Annotated in this window: 12 protein-coding genes and 2 pseudogenes; 1 reads left to right on the plus strand and 13 read right to left on the minus strand. The window is 40.0% G+C overall.

Features of this window, described 5'->3' with window-relative positions; all coding sequences use genetic code 11:
* Positions 1–169: 169 nt before the first annotated feature.
* A complete protein-coding gene (gene nifD, locus AC6IZ0_RS00740; RefSeq protein ID WP_497724696.1) occupies positions 170–1,552 on the minus strand; it encodes a nitrogenase molybdenum-iron protein alpha chain in 1,383 nt (460 codons plus the stop codon).
* A 126-nt stretch (positions 1,553–1,678) separates the two neighbouring features.
* A pseudogene (locus tag AC6IZ0_RS00745) lies at positions 1,679–2,140 on the minus strand (NifH family ATP-binding protein); the annotation flags it as partial.
* 110 nt (positions 2,141–2,250) lie between these two features.
* Between AC6IZ0_RS00745 and AC6IZ0_RS00750 the strand changes: the two are divergent.
* Positions 2,251–3,660 carry an integrase gene (locus AC6IZ0_RS00750; RefSeq protein WP_497724697.1) on the plus strand — a complete coding sequence of 470 codons (1,410 nt, stop codon included), beginning with the start codon at positions 2,251–2,253 and terminating at the stop codon, positions 3,658–3,660.
* Positions 3,661–3,959: 299 nt separating this feature from the next.
* Here AC6IZ0_RS00750 and AC6IZ0_RS00755 read toward each other — a convergent pair whose 3' ends face one another.
* From AC6IZ0_RS00755 to AC6IZ0_RS00805, 11 genes and pseudogenes are all read right to left on the minus strand, one after another.
* Positions 3,960–4,622, minus strand: a complete 663-nt coding sequence (locus tag AC6IZ0_RS00755) for a hypothetical protein (protein WP_497724698.1) — start codon at positions 4,620–4,622, stop codon at positions 3,960–3,962.
* 43 nt (positions 4,623–4,665) lie between these two features.
* On the minus strand, positions 4,666–6,006 hold the full coding sequence (locus tag AC6IZ0_RS00760; RefSeq protein ID WP_497724700.1) for a type ISP restriction/modification enzyme: 1,341 nt from the start codon (positions 6,004–6,006) through the stop codon (positions 4,666–4,668).
* A gap of 93 nt (positions 6,007–6,099) precedes the next feature.
* A complete protein-coding gene (locus tag AC6IZ0_RS00765) occupies positions 6,100–7,854 on the minus strand; it encodes an N-6 DNA methylase (protein WP_497724702.1) in 1,755 nt (584 codons plus the stop codon).
* Positions 7,855–8,201: 347 nt separating this feature from the next.
* Positions 8,202–8,635 (minus strand): annotated as a pseudogene (locus AC6IZ0_RS00770) (AAA family ATPase); the annotation flags it as partial.
* Positions 8,605–8,778 (minus strand): hypothetical protein, encoded by a 174-nt coding sequence (locus AC6IZ0_RS00775; protein WP_200987981.1) that lies wholly within the window; start codon positions 8,776–8,778, stop codon positions 8,605–8,607. The pseudogene AC6IZ0_RS00770 and the gene AC6IZ0_RS00775, both read right to left, overlap by 31 nt.
* A 148-nt stretch (positions 8,779–8,926) precedes the next feature.
* A complete protein-coding gene (locus AC6IZ0_RS00780) occupies positions 8,927–9,283 on the minus strand; it encodes a group I truncated hemoglobin (protein WP_271731348.1) in 357 nt (118 codons plus the stop codon).
* Positions 9,284–9,474: 191 nt separating this feature from the next.
* Positions 9,475–10,377: a Fe-S cluster assembly protein NifU gene (nifU, locus tag AC6IZ0_RS00785; protein WP_271731347.1), complete on the minus strand. Its 903-nt coding sequence runs from the start codon at positions 10,375–10,377 to the stop codon at positions 9,475–9,477.
* Positions 10,378–10,469: 92 nt separating this feature from the next.
* The gene (gene nifS, locus AC6IZ0_RS00790) at positions 10,470–11,666 is read right to left on the minus strand and encodes a cysteine desulfurase NifS (RefSeq protein WP_280801493.1); all 1,197 of its coding nucleotides are present in this window, start codon (positions 11,664–11,666) and stop codon (positions 10,470–10,472) included.
* Complete coding sequence (locus tag AC6IZ0_RS00795) at positions 11,663–12,016, minus strand: DUF362 domain-containing protein (protein WP_497724705.1); 354 nt, start codon at positions 12,014–12,016, stop codon at positions 11,663–11,665. Before AC6IZ0_RS00795 ends, nifS begins: the two co-directional genes overlap by 4 nt.
* Before the next feature lie 72 nt (positions 12,017–12,088).
* The gene (gene nifB / locus AC6IZ0_RS00800) at positions 12,089–13,537 is read right to left on the minus strand and encodes a nitrogenase cofactor biosynthesis protein NifB (protein WP_271731344.1); all 1,449 of its coding nucleotides are present in this window, start codon (positions 13,535–13,537) and stop codon (positions 12,089–12,091) included.
* A gap of 1,324 nt (positions 13,538–14,861) precedes the next feature.
* Positions 14,862–15,710: an HIT domain-containing protein gene (locus tag AC6IZ0_RS00805; RefSeq protein WP_497725974.1), complete on the minus strand. Its 849-nt coding sequence runs from the start codon at positions 15,708–15,710 to the stop codon at positions 14,862–14,864.
* Positions 15,711–15,856 lie beyond the last annotated feature (146 nt).

The raw sequence follows: 15,856 nt of genomic DNA on the forward strand, positions 1-15,856 counted from the left end.
TTTACCAATCAGGAAAATTTAACAATTACCCGAATACATATAAATTAAGATATTGAATATTGACTGTCAGCAATAATCAATGTTATTGTAGAACATAATTAATTGAATTTAGGCTAAAAATTAACTTATATTAAATCCATAATTGCATCACCCTAATTTAACGCAGCTTTCAAGCAGCGTGACCAGGTTCGGAGTAATCCCAAGAGTGCATTTGACGGAAAGGTAGACCCATCTTTTGGAAGACGTACTTCTCTTTCACACCGGAAGCAATTAAGTCTGGTTTAAGAGCCTTAACAAACTCTTCAAACTCGTAAGCAGTTACGTCGTCGTAAACGATGGTGCCATTTTCGATGTAGTGAGTGGTACGTTTGTAGTCGTCGTTATGAGCGAACTCATAACCAGTACCAATCATTTTCATACCCAAGTCTTGGAAAGCTGGGACAACGTGGCGAGGACGCAGACCACCAACCATCATGGCGACAGTCTTACCTTCCAAACGGGGGCGATACTTGTTAACGATCGCATCCATGGTAGGCTGATACTTAGCGATCACCTTCTCAGCGTTTTCTTGGATCTTGGAGTCAAACTTAGAGGCAATTTCCCGTAAGGACTCAGCAATCTTGGTAGGACCAAAGAAGTTGTATTCTAACCAGGGAATACCATATTTCTCTTCCATGTGACGGCTGATGTAGTTCATCGAGCGGTAACAGTGGATGAGGTTCATCTTGACGTTGGGAGTCATCAACATTTCGTTGATGGTGCCATCACCAGACCATTGAGCAACTACACGCAAGCCGATTTCTTCTAGTAAGATCCGGCTAGTCCAAGCATCACCACCGATGTTGTAGTCACCGATAATGGCTACGTCATAGGGGGTAGATTCAAAGTTAAGTGTACCGTCAGCCTTAGCTTTGTCGGCTCTGGGGAATACCCAGTCACGAATCATGTCGTTAGCGATGTGGTGACCCAAGGACTGGGAAACACCGCGGAAACCTTCGCAACGTACAGGAACAACAGGCTTATCAATCTCTTTTGCTGCTTTCTTAGCTACAGCTTCGATGTCATCCCCAATTAGACCGATGGGACATTCAGACTGAATAGAAACACCACGGTTTAGAGGGAATAATTCTTCCAACTCTTGGATTAATTTCAGTAGTTTTTTGTCACCACCGAAAACGATATCCCGTTCTTGGAAGTCAGAGGTAAAGTGCATAGTACCAAAGGTATCAACACCTGTAGTACCAATGTAGTAGTTACGACGACCAGACCAAGACCAGTAACCGCAACCTACAGGACCGTGGCTGATGTGGATCATGTCCTTAATAGGACCCCAAACCACACCCTTAGAACCTGCATAAGCACAACCACGGGCGGTCATTACACCAGGAAGAGATTTGATGTTAGACTTAACGCCGCAATCGCTCTTACCTTCTTCAAATACGTTTAAGTGCTTTTCGCGTTTTTTCTTAGCTTTATCAGGGTAAGCTTCTAGAACTTCTTTAATAAGTTCTTTTCTTTCTTCGACAATCTTGTTGTTTTCTGGAGGTGTCATTTTAGCCTCTCAAGTTAGTAAGGATCTGGGGATAAGGTAGATGGAATTCCCCTAAAGGATAGGGGGGAAGGTCAAAGGTAAAAGGTCAGAGATAATTCTTACCTTTTCCTTTTTCCCTGTGTGTTATTACTTAGCTGCTGCCTTCTCTGCTGCTAACAGTTTTTCTGCTTCTTCGTCGCTTTCGAGAATACCGAACTCGATCAACAGTGCTTCTAATTCATCCATCTCGATAGGAGTGGGGATGGTGAGGTTTTTGTTGTTGATGATCTTTCTAGCTAATTCACGGTATTCATTAGCTTGATTGCTGTCAGGTGCATACTCGTTAACTGTCATCCGACGCAATTCAGCGTGTTGAACGATGTTGTCGCGGGGTACGAAGTGAATCATCTGGGTGTTCAAACGTGCAACCAGAGTTTCAATCAATTCGATTTCGCGGTCAACCTTACGGCTGTTACAAATCAAACCACCTAAGCGCACACCGCCGGTGTGAGCATATTTAAGAACACCACGAGCGATGTTGTTAGCAGCATACATCGCCATCATTTCACCGGAGGTAACGATGTAGATTTCTTGTGCTTTACCTTCACGATCAAGAGCGGTAATATTATCCTTATAAGCTGTAAATGTTCATTTTTAACAATGTTTGCTGTCATCATTGTCAATGATGAACAGTTTTTTTATCAGGGTAAATCTAGGGTATGAACAGAACACAGGAAGCATTTGCCGATTTTCACCAAACAGCCAGCAGCGATGGGGGATATATAGGTAGAATGCAAGCAGTTACAAATCAAGAAAATCACCTGATAGCAAAACTAGAAACGGAATTAAAAGCTGTAAATAATAGACTCAAAGCTGCTAGGGTGAATGTTTCCGTCAGAAAATCTGGTAAGTCACTACAACTGAGAAGCACCCTACCCATTAAACCAGGAGATTTTGACAAAAACGGTATAGGAACAAAGCAATATGATATTTCTTTGGGTATTCCCTTTAATTTTGATGGCTTACGGACTGCAGAAGAAGAAGCCTATGAGCTAGGAAAGTTAATAGCCAGAAAACAGTTTCAATGGACTGAAAAATACTTAGGTAAAACTCGCAATAAAGTTACAAACAAAACTATTGGTGATTTAATTGCAGATTTCGAGGTCAATTATTTTCAAACTAGAAAACGTAACCTGAAAAGTGAAAATACATTTAGTAGCTATTTTTATATTGCTCAAAAACACCTACCCAAAGAAAAATTAGCAATAGATATTAACTTTATTACAGCTGTAAAACTTTGTAATTCTTCAGATAGTGTGAAAAATGAGCTAATTAAAGTTATTCGGGTGCTGTGTAAATCTTCTGGTTTAGAAGTCCCAGAACTGAGTAATTTAAAAATAAAACCTACTGCTCAACGTCAGCGTGATATACCCAGGGATGTAGATATAGAGCAAGAATATCTTAAATTTGAAACCTACTCAATCAACCGCCCTAGTAAATTACTCACTAGGGAAGATAGGAATAATTGGAAACTATGGCGCTGGGTATACGGAATGTTAGCCACCTATGGATTAAGACCTAGGGAAATTTTTGTTAATCCTGATTTAGATTGGTGGTTATCTTCAGATAATATCGTCAATACTTGGCGAGTAAATCAAGAGTGTAAAACCGGTGAAAGGGAAGCTTTACCATTATATCCCCACTGGGTAGAAACCTTTAATTTAAAGACTGACACAGAGGCTATTGAATTATTAAAAGCCAAAATTCACGGTAAAGTTACTAATAAACAAATTAACTCGGCTCGTCATGGTACGGACAGGTGGTTTAGATTTGTGGGTATCCCTTTTCAACCTTATGATTTACGCCACGCTTGGGCGATTCGCGCCCATTTAATGGGGATTCCTATTAAAGCTGCTGCTGATAATTTGGGTCATTCCGTAAATATGCACACATCTATTTATCAAAGGTGGTTTAGTTTAGAAAATCGCAAGGTGGCTATTGCACAAGCTATTAATAAAAAGTCGCAGATGGAAGAGTTGCAAGATATGATTTTTCAGTTGCAACAGGAAAATGAACGGTTGAGATTTGAAAATGATCGCTTGCGTTTACGGTTGAATGTTGAGGTTTAAGAGGTGTGGTTAATTAAATGGTTGGAGAAAATAAATTTAAAATACAGCAATTTTCAAGTAAATAAAGTACACACCTTAATATCATAAATCTTGTGGGGTGGGCATCCTGCCCGCCCATCTGTACCTCACTCAGATAAAATGCACTGTAAATTTTAGGGTGTGTTGTCGCCCAGCACACCTTTTAATTAAGTTTTCTAGTTGGGGGAGATTTTTGCACCCACAGGCGCACAGACCGACAGAGGGAGAGTTATTGTATCCCTATGCTGCAATCAAGGTATTAAATCTCAGAGGAATATGGTTTACTCATTTAAAGTATAACCATCTCTATTCTGCTCCTTTGTCTTCAAAATTCCCGGGGAGAAACGCAAAGCTTCCTCCTGTTTTTGTCTTTGACGGGCTAACCTATATCTAGATTTCAATGTTTCCCTTAACAAATATTGCACCCACCTATCTACATCTGCGCCAAATTTATATTCATCAAGTAAAGCCTCTTCCGAAAAAGCTAGAAATATTTGCACGATATCCGAGGATGTCAGTTCTAAATAGCGATTGAAGCGGTTTGACTCTTCGGGCCAGTGAGGTAAGGTTGGATCTCCTAAACCCATGTCTTTCGCTAACTCAATTAGATCATAATAATCTGTATACCAAATATTTTCATAGTCCATGTCAGGAAATATCCTGGCTTTTGTCGCCAGCTGTGCTAAGGCTTTCAAGAGGCTATCAGCAACTTTTTTTTGTTCCGCAGGAGGGTAGTATTCTCTAATGGCCACTGCCAAAATCTGGCCTAGCTCATAACCCCTCTGAGAACTTATTTGTTTGTCTCTTTCCAATTGCTCTTTTGAAACTCTCGCCCCCCGAAAGTATTCGCTTTGGGGTAAACTATCATGCTGTTGTCTTGCAGCTTCCAGTTCAGGATTATGACTACCGGTAACTAGTGATTGTAGTAGCTTTAAAAGTGACATAATCAAGTATTCTTAGTATCTAAACTTCAGTGTAACACTATGCTTAATCATTTGGTAAAGCTAAATCTGGTAATTCTTCTACAATCTTCACAGTTTCTAAACTAACGGTAATGACTTGTTTAACTAACCTGACTATATACTGCTCATCATCAAGGCGGTTGGGATCATTGGTAATTCCGCTCAGTTTATCTGTCTTAACTTGATATTGGTCTATAATCCAATCCAGGGCGGAACGGTTACCCAGACGGTAGTTAAACACTTCTGGGGGTATACCGGTTAGGGTGAGAAAATCATTATATTTGATTTGGGTTTTATCTTTGGATAGGCGCATTTTCTCCACAAGCCAATCTATGGGTAAGTCTTTATTTTCTAGATGTTTGAGGCGATATTGGGGCTGTTTTTCGTAGTTGATATGAATTTCTGCGAGTCGTTTTCCTGCGGTGACAAAGGGGTGAAAGTCAGGAGCGTAGGGAATGCGGGGAAGTTCTTTTTTGAGGTTGGCTGCGTAGCGTTCCCGGTAGTGGGGATGATGGAGGACTGCATAGATGTAGTAGAAGATGTCCCATTTTGTAATTGTGGTATCTTGGTAATGGTGGCGATATGTTGACAATGCCCAGTCTGTGATGTTTTCTTGGCGGTTTGTTCCGTCTTCCTTGTAGGTGTAAAAGGGGAAACATTGAGTACCACATCCCCCACCAACAAGATGTAAATCGCAAATCTGGTTACATATAAATATCATAAACGGCTTTTCAGACCCAGAACCAGTAAGACAAATCACCCGATTTTCTGCCTCAGTTTCAGGATTGGGGAATATTACAGGGAACTTCCCACGTCTATGAATTAAAACTTGATCAAAATAAACATACTGTGAAGTAAATGGCCTATACAGAGCTATTCTGATGTTGGCTAAATTAAATTCTGTAGAAACACCAGCATTTAATAATTGTTTTAATTTACTACTCCATTTGATTTTTTCGTCATCATATAAAACAAAAGAGTCAATATTTTGTTCAGATTTCTTGCTGGTTTTCCACTTAAAAACCTGTTCGTTATAAGTTTCAATTAAAACATTGATATTTTTAATTAAATCCTCAACTTGATAACTATAAACCCAATTATCCCTATTTGTATTAATACCTAAGCTGTAAAGTGAAAAAATGGCTGAAGTATTTACAGATGTAGATTTTGTCTCTTTATTACCTATAGGTAAAAATTCATGATAATCTAGTTTTAACTCACTGGTTAACCAATTATAATTTTTATCTGGTGTAATTTCTTGCCATTCTACATTACCAGTATGCTCAAGTTTTTCTAAATAGGCTAACTTTTGTTCTTTTGTCCAGGTGTCATCTATTGCGGCGTAGTATATTTTGGCTTTTTTCATAAATCCTTTGGTTATAATCCGGTTTTCTTAGCAATCTGAGCAAGCATTTTTGAGGCAGTTTCATCACCATCTCAAATTCTAGTTTGTCAGCAATCACTTTTTCTTCACAAAGATATTCACACTCACACCTACCTGAATACCAAAGACATTATAAACAGGTTTATCTGTCCGCTTTCTGATATTACCGCCTAAATCAAAAATATAGATGTTAGTAAATTCTCTTTCGATAAATTCACGCATCCCATCAAAAGATAGCGCATCAATAAAACCGTTATTAGTGACAAAAGCAATAATCCCCTCCTCCCCAATTCTATCACTCGCCCAGCGAATGGCTTTGACATAGGTATCTGAAAGTTTATTTTTATTTGTCGCCTTTGAGGCTTTGGCGTAGGTTGCAGCTACCCGGTCATCTACACCAGTTTTATCTTTATTAGTATATTTCCTATTTTTATTATTATCATTTTCATTCATCTGACCGACATTATAAGGAGGATTCCCAATAATCACAAATATATCTGATTGTCTTTGTCTTTTTACCCGTTGCATATTTTCCGGGCTAAATAAATCTAACTGTGTAATATTTTGGTCTTCAAAGGTATCAACTAAACATATTCCTGGAAAAGGTTTATATTCTCCCACCTGCTCAAAATATTCATGTTCAATATTGAGGGAGGCAATATAATAAGGTAATAACATCACCTCATTACAATGTAACTCATGGTCATATTTGTGAGGTAAAGCGGACTTTTGGATCTCGACAATTTCCCGCATTACCCGGATGATAAAGTTACCAGTCCCCACAAAGGGGTCAAGGATATGTACACCTGGGTCAACTAAGGACTGATTAAACTCTTTTTGTAAAATCTCTTCTACACTCCTGACCATAAAATTTACAATGGGTTGGGGAGTATATACAATCCCGTGGGTATCTGCAACTTTGACGGAAAAACCTTGAAAAAATCGCTCATAAATTTTATTGAGAAAGTCTTGCTTACGAGAAAAATCATCAATGGTGGCGGCGGTTTCTTCAATTGCACCGTAAAATCTATCTAAACTACTTAAAAAATGACTCCTACTAAAAGACCTAGAAGTTAATGCATTAATTACTTTTTCAATTTCTGCTGCAATAATATTACGTTGGGTAAAGTCAGGATTGTTAAAGACACTTCTAAAAATTCGCTCGGTTAATAAATGTTGAATTAACATTTCTTCTACCGCTGCTTCTGACAAGTTTGGGTTAATTGACTGGCGACAAAGTTGGAAGAAATCACCAAAAGCATCAATAAACTTTTTATTCTTCTTTTTTTGTTCCCGAATTAATTCTAGTAAAGCCGTTGCGTGTTCCTTCACCCGCACACCAAACTCTTCGACTGCTTTATCCCATTGTTCAATAGCTGGGGGGCGATATTCAAATAAATGTCGGACTACATCGACTAAATTTTGGGGTTTGGTGATGTCTTCATCTAGAATACATTTACCATCTTGGTAGAGAATGGCTCGATCTGGTTGCTGAAAAATAATATTATCTTTGGGGTAACCCTTAGCGAATTTTTTCTGTACTTCTTTTTTTAGGTCGTCTTTCGTGTCTTTAGCTTCCCAGTAAGCACGGGGTAAATTATAGTCATCTACTAAAGCTCCATCTATTCGTAGCTGTTGTTTTTTTTCTCTTTTTAGTCCATATTCTTGGATGAGAGTCCATTGGAACTGTTGACCGCAGGATTCGAGTAACTTTTGAAAAGCAGCTTTAACGGCGGTTTCGTGGACAACGCCCAATTTTTTAAACTGTTCTAATTCTTGATAATACTGCTTAACAGGTTTGTGAGTTGTCTTGAGATTAAGAGTAAGCATATAAACCCTGATATTTAAATGATTAAAAAATCCAGATAAAAAATCCAGATTGTCAAAATACTATACTGTAAATCTTTAGTGTAATGACTGTATTTGTAAAAGTGGTAAACTTCTCAAACAAAAGTATTATTTTTTAAAAGTCTGTAATCCGTTTATCAAAATTTATGTATACCTCTTGACACTAAGAAATAAATAGGGTAAAAATATCAATAAAAAGCCAAGAAAAAGCCGACAAAACACCTCTTTTAGAAAATTTACTGCGGTGAAATTAGGGCAAAGTTAGGGCAAGATTAAATCATCATCTGATTCCAAATAATAGGAGAAACCCTAGAAATCAGGGCTTAATCTTCACGGATAGGCATAGCAAAACCACCACATACAACGTCACCCAATACGTCGTAAGATACGAAATCAACGTCTTGGTAAGCGCCGTTTTCTTCTAAGAAGTTGATGGCGGTGATAATACCACGACCTGCACAACCTACACCGGGTTCTGACCGCCAGATTCCACGCAGCGAACGCCACGGAAACCGGTTAACATTACTTCTTCAAGTTCCAAGTCTTCAACTGCACCACGTTCAGCAACCAAGTGAAGAACGGTGGTTTGAGCTTTACTGTGGAGCATCAAACGGGTGGAGTCAGCTTTGGGGTCACAACCAACGATGAGGATGCGCTGACCCATTTCTGCCATAGCCGCCAGGGTGTTTTGAGAAGTGGTAGATTTACCGATACCACCTTTACCGTAGAAAGCTATCTGTCTAATGTTTTCGTCAACTGACATGATGATTTTTCTCCTGCAATTTGTTGGTTAGTGTGGATCTGTGTGTTGACGTTCACGCCTGTTGAGCTACAGCAGTGAGCGCGTGTTGTAGAACGTCGCGGGGGCGATCGCTCCACAGCATAATTGAAGGGTTTTGGTGTCATAATAGTTCGGGGTTAAGTTTTTGTTTAAGTTTCCCGTGTCATTTGTCCAGTGGAGACTGGACAAATGACAGAGAAATTACACACATTAGAATAGGTAGAGAAAACAAGTAGGATGTGAAGGAGTGATACGCCAATCAATGCAGATTTCTTACTTGTTCAAAATAGCGGCTTTGAGGCTAGAGACTTTAGCCATTGCAGCGCTAGCGTCTTCTGCTGACACTCCACTAGCGGTCATGGCTGCAGTCAGGTGCTTGCTCACAGCTTCAAAGTGTTGCTCACTGAGCTTCATCCCTGAGTGGGTTTTGTCCATAGCACGGCCAGAGTATTGCTTTGGACCTTCGAGAATTTGAGAGAAGAAAGCAATTTGATGAGCGCGTTGTTTCGCCATATCGGTTTTAGCGAAGAAGCCTTTGAGGCTGTTGTCTGCCATAATGCTGTTGTGAAAGGCATCAACTACTTTCTCAATTGTTGGCTGTCCACCAATTTTGTCGTACAATGTACTCATGTCCTGCTCCTTTCGGTGTGAGTTGGATAATGCTATCGGCAATGAGGTGTGAAATACTTTCACCTATGTGCTGTTGCTTTCCTTGTTCAGTAGGAATGAATTGATGTGGCGATATCTATCTGCTTCAACTCCTACTTGCCGAATATTCAATGGTTAACAGGTTGTATTTCCGCTGTGTGTAAGTCTCAAATTTATGGTTCCACCGCTTCTACTACCAAGTTTTGGCTCACACGTTCTTTTAACCTAGCTTCAATAGCAATCTTGAGAGTAGCTGTGCTGCTAGAACAAGAACCACAAGCGCCTTGGAGTAGTACCTTGACTTTATTGCCTTCTACGTCGTAGAGTTCCACATCTCCACCATCAGCAATCAGTACGGGTCTAACCTCTTCATCGAGAACTTTTTGAATGAGTGCAATTCTTTGCACATTGGTTAAAGGTTTTGATGATGGCTGGGGAGAGTTAGCAACTGCGACTTTATGCTTACTGTCAGCGGTTAAAGCGGCTTCTTCCTTTACATCTCTTATAATATCATCAATATTCGCTAAACAGGAACCGCATCCGCCACCAGCTTTTACATAATTTGTTACTTGTTCGGCTTCCGTAAGATGATTTTCTACAATCACACGGCGAATTTTGGCTTCAGTAATACCAAAGCAGCTACAAATCAATGCACCTTCTTCATCGTCATCATGGGTAGGGAGGGCTATACCTCGATAATTATAAATAGCCGCTTCTAAAGCTTCTTGTCCCATGACAGAACAGTGCATCTTGGCTTCTGGTAAGCCACCGAGGTAATCTGCAATCTCTTTATTAGAGATTTTCAAAGCTTCATCGAGGGTTAAACCCTTGACCATTTCAGTTAAAGCACTCGAAGATGCGATCGCACTAGTACAGCCAAAGGTTTGAAAGCGAGCATCTAATATTTTATCAGATTCGACCTCAACTTTGAGGTGTAGTCGCAGAGCATCACCACAAGCAATACTCCCAACCTCACCGGTGGCCACCTTAACACCAGGTTCGCTGGTTTCTTCAATAGCTCCCTGATTTTTGGGATTGTAAAACAAGTCTAATACTTTATCTGTGTAGTCCCACATGGTCAATTTTGGATTTGAGATTTTGGATTTTAGATGAGGGACTAGGAACCAGGGATGAGAAAAAATTCTACATACCCCATACCCAGCAGTCCCTAGCTATGAATGAGTGCTTGTTCTTGCAGCCAACCGGCATTATCATTCTGGAAAGGGGACATAGCCCGTAAACGTTGGACAATATCAGGCATTACCTCTATAACCCTGTCAATTTCAGACTCTGTAGTGTAGCGAGACAGACTAAAACGAATAGAGCCATGTAAAGTAGTATAGGGTAAACCCATTGCCCGCAAAACGTGGGAAGGTTCTAAAGACCCAGAAGTACAAGCAGAACCAGAGGAAGCACAGATACCATGCTTGTTGAGGGAGAGCAGAATTGCTTCACCTTCAATATATTTGAAACCAATATTAGTGGTGTTAGGTAATCTCTGCGTTACGTCGCCATTGACTTCACAGTCAGGAATTTTGGCCAGTAAGGTTTGCTCTAAGCGATCGCGCAATTTTCTTTCTCTGGCGGTAGCCTCTTCTAAATGTAATAATTCTAACTCTGCGGCCTTACCTAAAGCAATAATACCCGGAACGTTTTCTGTTCCCGCCCGACGGCCACGTTCTTGGTGTCCACCAATCAGCAAAGGACGGAACCGCACACCGCGCCGGACATACAAAGCCCCAATTCCCTTAGGAGCATGGATCTTGTGACCAGACAGAGTTAACATATCTATGGTACTAGTCTTCATGTTCATGGGAATTTTGCCCACAGCTTGCACCGCATCCACATGAAAGATAGCGCCAGACTGTTTCACTCTTAACCCAATTTGCTCAATAGGAAACACCGTACCTGTTTCATTATTGGCATACATAATTGTTACCAAGGCGGTGTTCCCAGTCAGAGAAGCTTCTAACTCATCTAAATCTAACTGTCCCTGAGGATTTACCGAAAGATAGGTAACAGTATAACCTTGAGTTTCCAGTTGTTTGCAGACATTCAAAACTGCTGGGTGTTCAACCTGGGTAGTAATGATATGTCGCTTTTGGGGTTGTGCTAACAATGCAGCCCGAATGGCGGCGTTATCTCCCTCTGTACCACAACTAGTGTAGACAATTTCCGACTCATCAGCACCAATCAGGGCGGCTAGTTGTTGGCGTGCTGTTTTCACAGCTTTGCCCAGTTGTCCACCAAAGGTGTGCATACTAGAAGGATTACCGTAGTAGTCCCGTAGATAAGGCAACATCACCTCTAAAACTTCCGGGTCTACTTTTGTTGTAGCATTATTGTCTAGATAAATGATGCTCATCCTGATACACCTACTACTTCGCTCTGATGTCGAGATAATTGCTCGGAGAATTTTTGGGAGTAATAATTAAACCAACGCTCCCAATAATCTTGTTTTTTGGTTAATTTTGCTAAAGAGCGATTGTAATTAGCAAACCAGCTTTCCCAATAATCGTGGGGTTGTTTTACACAACCATTAGAAGTAGGACAAATAGCTTGACACTGAGGGACAGAGTAAATACTACCGGCGCAGTTTGTGCAAAGTGCAGCATCAATTACATGATGACCGTCAATTACTTTAACTGCGTCATTGGGACATACAGACAGACAACGATTACAGGAAATACATTGGTTAGTGATTTGATAAGCCATGATTATTCTCCTTTGTGATTACTGAGTATGGGGTACTGGGTATGGGGAAATATCTCCCCTATTCCCTACTCCCTAATCCTGATTGGCTAATTCCTGGATATATTGCTCGTAAAATTCCAAAGCAACTTTTGAAATCACGTCGTAAGCTTCAACAGTCTGTATTCCCGCTGCTTGCAATTTCTCTTGAGGACAGTTACCAATCTTAGAGACTAAAATTGCTTTGCAATCTGCGATCGCTGCCATAATATGCTCAAAAGTGGCTTCTTCTCCAAATCCACCTTGACAATATTGGTCAATTTTACGATGACCAACAAAGCTAACTTGATTACCATCCACCTCATAAATCTGGAATTCCTTCGCATGACCGAAGTGTTGGTTAACCAACCCACCGCCCTTGGTGGCTACTGCAACCAAGATTTTAGGATTATTGGCAAATTTCTTGCCCTTCTGCGCCTTTTCCTTGGCTATTTTTAGTTCTTGTTTAAACTTCTCAATCCCTTCATGAACGACAGTCCGTTGTTCCAGGTCATATTCTGGAGACATTTCCAAGAACTTATCCTTAGTAAATTCCTGGCTGCGGTCTTCTCCTAATAATCCTACCGCATCGGCTCGGCATTGACGACAATGGCGCATCATTTTCATATTACCGGCGCAATTGTCTTGTAGTGCCTTCACTTCCTTAGGTGTAGGGCCACGTTGACCTGTTAAGCCAAAATGTGTACCATGTTCCGGTGCTGAAATCAAAGGCATAATGTTGTGCAAGAATGCACCATTTTCACGAATCATTTTATTGACTTCGATCAGGTGCTGATCATTAATCCCCGGAATCATCACGGAGTTAACTTTGCACAAAATATCAGCTTCTTTGAGTGCTTGTAATCCTTCCATCTGCTTCTCTAGCAGAATTTTAGCACCTTCAACACCTCTATAACGCTTGCGCTTGTAGTGAACCCAAGAATAAATCTGAGCGCCGATTTCTGGGTCTATGGTATTCAGGGTAATAGTAACGTGATCTATATTTAGTTGTTTGATGCGGTCAATGTATTCTGGTAACATTAAACCATTAGTTGAAAGGCAAAGCTTAATATCTGGTGCCTTGTCTGCAATCAATTCAAATGTACGGAAAGTCTTTTCAGGATTCGCCAATGGGTCACCAGGTCCGGCAATTCCCACCACTGTCATTTGGGGAATTTTACCTGCAATTACCAAAGCCTTGTGTGCAGCTTCTTCTGGTGTCAGCAGTTCGCTCACCACTCCAGGACGACTTTCGTTAGCACAATCGTATTTACGGTTACAATAGTTGCATTGAATATTACAGGCTGGTGCAACTGCAACGTGCATTCTGGCGTAGTGGTGATGAGCGTCTTCGCTATAACAGGGATGTTTGGCGATACGTTCTTGAAGCTTTTGATCCATTTCTCCGGTGGTGCTGCTGTCGCATCCACAACCACCTGATTTTGCTGGGTTTGATGCTGGTTCCTGATGCTCGGAGGTGAGGAGTCCGCTAGACGGTAGTGTCATTGAATTTCGCAAGGGTTCAGTGGGCTAAAGGCCACAGTGGGAGATGCCGTTGCTACTGTCTTTACCTAGGAAATGAAGTCGCGTCTTCTCATCACTGCAGTTAACAGTTTGATAACTATTGACTGAGGTGTGGCTGGTGTGTGTCAACTTTTTGATCTGGGGTCGAAGTTATTGAGTACAGCCGCGACTTCTCTTCACAAAGGCATGGTGCTATCTCATCCCTCCACTCACTCTTCGCTGTTCCTTGTGTTTAGGGCGTTGAGTGATTGGCGATATAAGATTTATAGCAGTACTTCTCAAATACTTGCCGAGCCTATGGAGGATAGAATTTATTGGATTTATTACCCTTGTACTCAAATTTTACCACCCCGACTGTGTGGGTTTTACAAAGATTAATAATTTTTTTTTCGGGTAGGGGTTCTAGTATTTTTCAATTGGGGTACGAGAATTTATAAATAGGGGTTCAGGATTTCTTAGTACTCAGTTCAAACCCATTTATAGTTAGGGTTTTAGCCTATTATTTATCGAATTTCAGGTACATAAATCTGTACTCAAAACCGCCTTAAGTCCTATTTCTCATTACCAGGAATAGCGGCTCAATGGGTGAAAAACACAGAGCAGGTTTATGTCGTACCACTCCAAATACATGGGAAATTCCATTCTGTATCTAACCTATCATTTTTTTTGACGTAAAAATGCAGTTCATCTTTATTTAATTTTTACTGACAATTAACCTCAAGTCCTAGCACCTGGCTAAATCAGGCGGTTTGTTGAGAAAAAATAAAACTTAAACTCTTAATTTTCCCTGGCACAACCGCTGTTAATCAGGTGCTTTTGAGAATGATGCAATATCTGAAAACTCTGGATACATTGCATAATCAACACTCAACAAACAACTACATTAACTCTGATCATACAGCTATTGAGAATTAATGGCTATAAGCAAAAATGATAAGTTCATAGTGAGCATATATCCCTAAATAGGCAGAAGTTGAGGATTTTGCAAAGTCAAAATTGAGAAATGGCGACAGTTTAATTATGTATCTAACATATCATTTTTTCTGGCGCAAAAGTTGCCTTTTATATTTATTTAATTTTCTCCTGATAAAAATACCTAAAAAATGCTCAAGAGGTTTGAGAAATCTTAATTCCAATAAGTTTAGAGATGGTAAACTTATCCCGTGAAAAGTAGCTTGAATCATACAACAGGTTTCCAGCAAATCAAACCAACATAAATCTTCTGGGGTGGATATCTTACCCCCGTCTGTATACTGGTCAGTTCAGGAATTGGGCGCTTAAACAACCCGGAGGAAACGGCAATTTCTCATGTCCGTGGGATCACTTTTCTGATACCACTTTTACCAACAGCATCACCTTTGTAACGAGGGATAACATGAATACTGGCGTGCATAATATTTTGACCCCCCGCTCTATTGACGTTCATACCGACATTAAAACCATCAGGCGCAAATTCTGTTTTGAGAATTTCCTGGACTTTATTCACCATCAACCAGCAAGCAGACTGTTCTTTGAGTGGTAAGTCAAAATAATTACTAATATGACGTTTAGGAATAACTAAAGTGTGACCTTTACTGATGGGATAACCATCAAACATAGCATAGGCGGTCGCTGATTCTGTCACTAATCTGAGATGTTTATGAGGATTACAAAATATACAATAATTGGTAGAATTTCGCTGTTGATTATAATGAACATATTCATATATTTCGCGCATTTCATCTGAGTACAATGAATTAAAGGGAAGTCTAGCTAAACATTGATATGTAGGCTTTTTGTGGACATAATGTTCTCTAAATCCTTCCCTTTTGATATCTCTCCTCACGGCATAATAAGCTTTACCTCCTGGTTTTAACAGATGAGATATTTCCATGAGGATATTAGCTTGTTCTTCAGGGAACACAACATTTAAAACATAAAAACAAATTATTGTGTCAAACTTGACTTGAGGATATTGGGGAAAATAATGAGGGTCATAGCCTGTAATATCAAAGCCTTTTTGACTGATCATCTTGACATCATTACCAAAACCGCAACCAAAATCTAATATTTGGCCTTTTAACAGGTTTTGATTTAATAAAAACTCTGCCGGAAATGATAAGGAAGTTCTTTCAATGGCGGTGAGATGGCTGAATAGATTTTTCTGCTGTTTCATGGAATTTGGCAATGCACACTATCGGTGTATTAGCACAAGTAAACTTGCGTAAATAAATTACACTCTAGCATTCCCCTGAGTGTCTTCTGCAGATAAGTAAAGTTTGACAAAGTTTATATTAAGAAACGTATACATATACACAGACA

This window comes from Anabaenopsis sp. NIES-4685 (assembly GCF_059725405.1).

Excerpts from the sequence above, each read along its gene's own strand:
- nifD (WP_497724696.1), bottom strand. The coding sequence starts at position 1,552 with ATGACACCTCCAGAAAACAACAAGATTGTCGAAGAAAGAAAAGAACTT.
- AC6IZ0_RS00750 (WP_497724697.1), top strand. The coding sequence starts at position 2,251 with ATGAACAGAACACAGGAAGCATTTGCCGATTTTCACCAAACAGCCAGC.
- AC6IZ0_RS00755 (WP_497724698.1), bottom strand. The coding sequence starts at position 4,622 with ATGTCACTTTTAAAGCTACTACAATCACTAGTTACCGGTAGTCATAAT.
- AC6IZ0_RS00760 (WP_497724700.1), bottom strand. The coding sequence starts at position 6,006 with ATGAAAAAAGCCAAAATATACTACGCCGCAATAGATGACACCTGGACA.
- AC6IZ0_RS00765 (WP_497724702.1), bottom strand. The coding sequence starts at position 7,854 with ATGCTTACTCTTAATCTCAAGACAACTCACAAACCTGTTAAGCAGTAT.
- AC6IZ0_RS00775 (WP_200987981.1), bottom strand. The coding sequence starts at position 8,778 with ATGACACCAAAACCCTTCAATTATGCTGTGGAGCGATCGCCCCCGCGA.
- AC6IZ0_RS00780 (WP_271731348.1), bottom strand. The coding sequence starts at position 9,283 with ATGAGTACATTGTACGACAAAATTGGTGGACAGCCAACAATTGAGAAA.
- nifU (WP_271731347.1), bottom strand. The coding sequence starts at position 10,377 with ATGTGGGACTACACAGATAAAGTATTAGACTTGTTTTACAATCCCAAA.
- nifS (WP_280801493.1), bottom strand. The coding sequence starts at position 11,666 with ATGAGCATCATTTATCTAGACAATAATGCTACAACAAAAGTAGACCCG.
- AC6IZ0_RS00795 (WP_497724705.1), bottom strand. The coding sequence starts at position 12,016 with ATGGCTTATCAAATCACTAACCAATGTATTTCCTGTAATCGTTGTCTG.
- nifB (WP_271731344.1), bottom strand. The coding sequence starts at position 13,537 with ATGACACTACCGTCTAGCGGACTCCTCACCTCCGAGCATCAGGAACCA.
- AC6IZ0_RS00805 (WP_497725974.1), bottom strand. The coding sequence starts at position 15,710 with ATGAAACAGCAGAAAAATCTATTCAGCCATCTCACCGCCATTGAAAGA.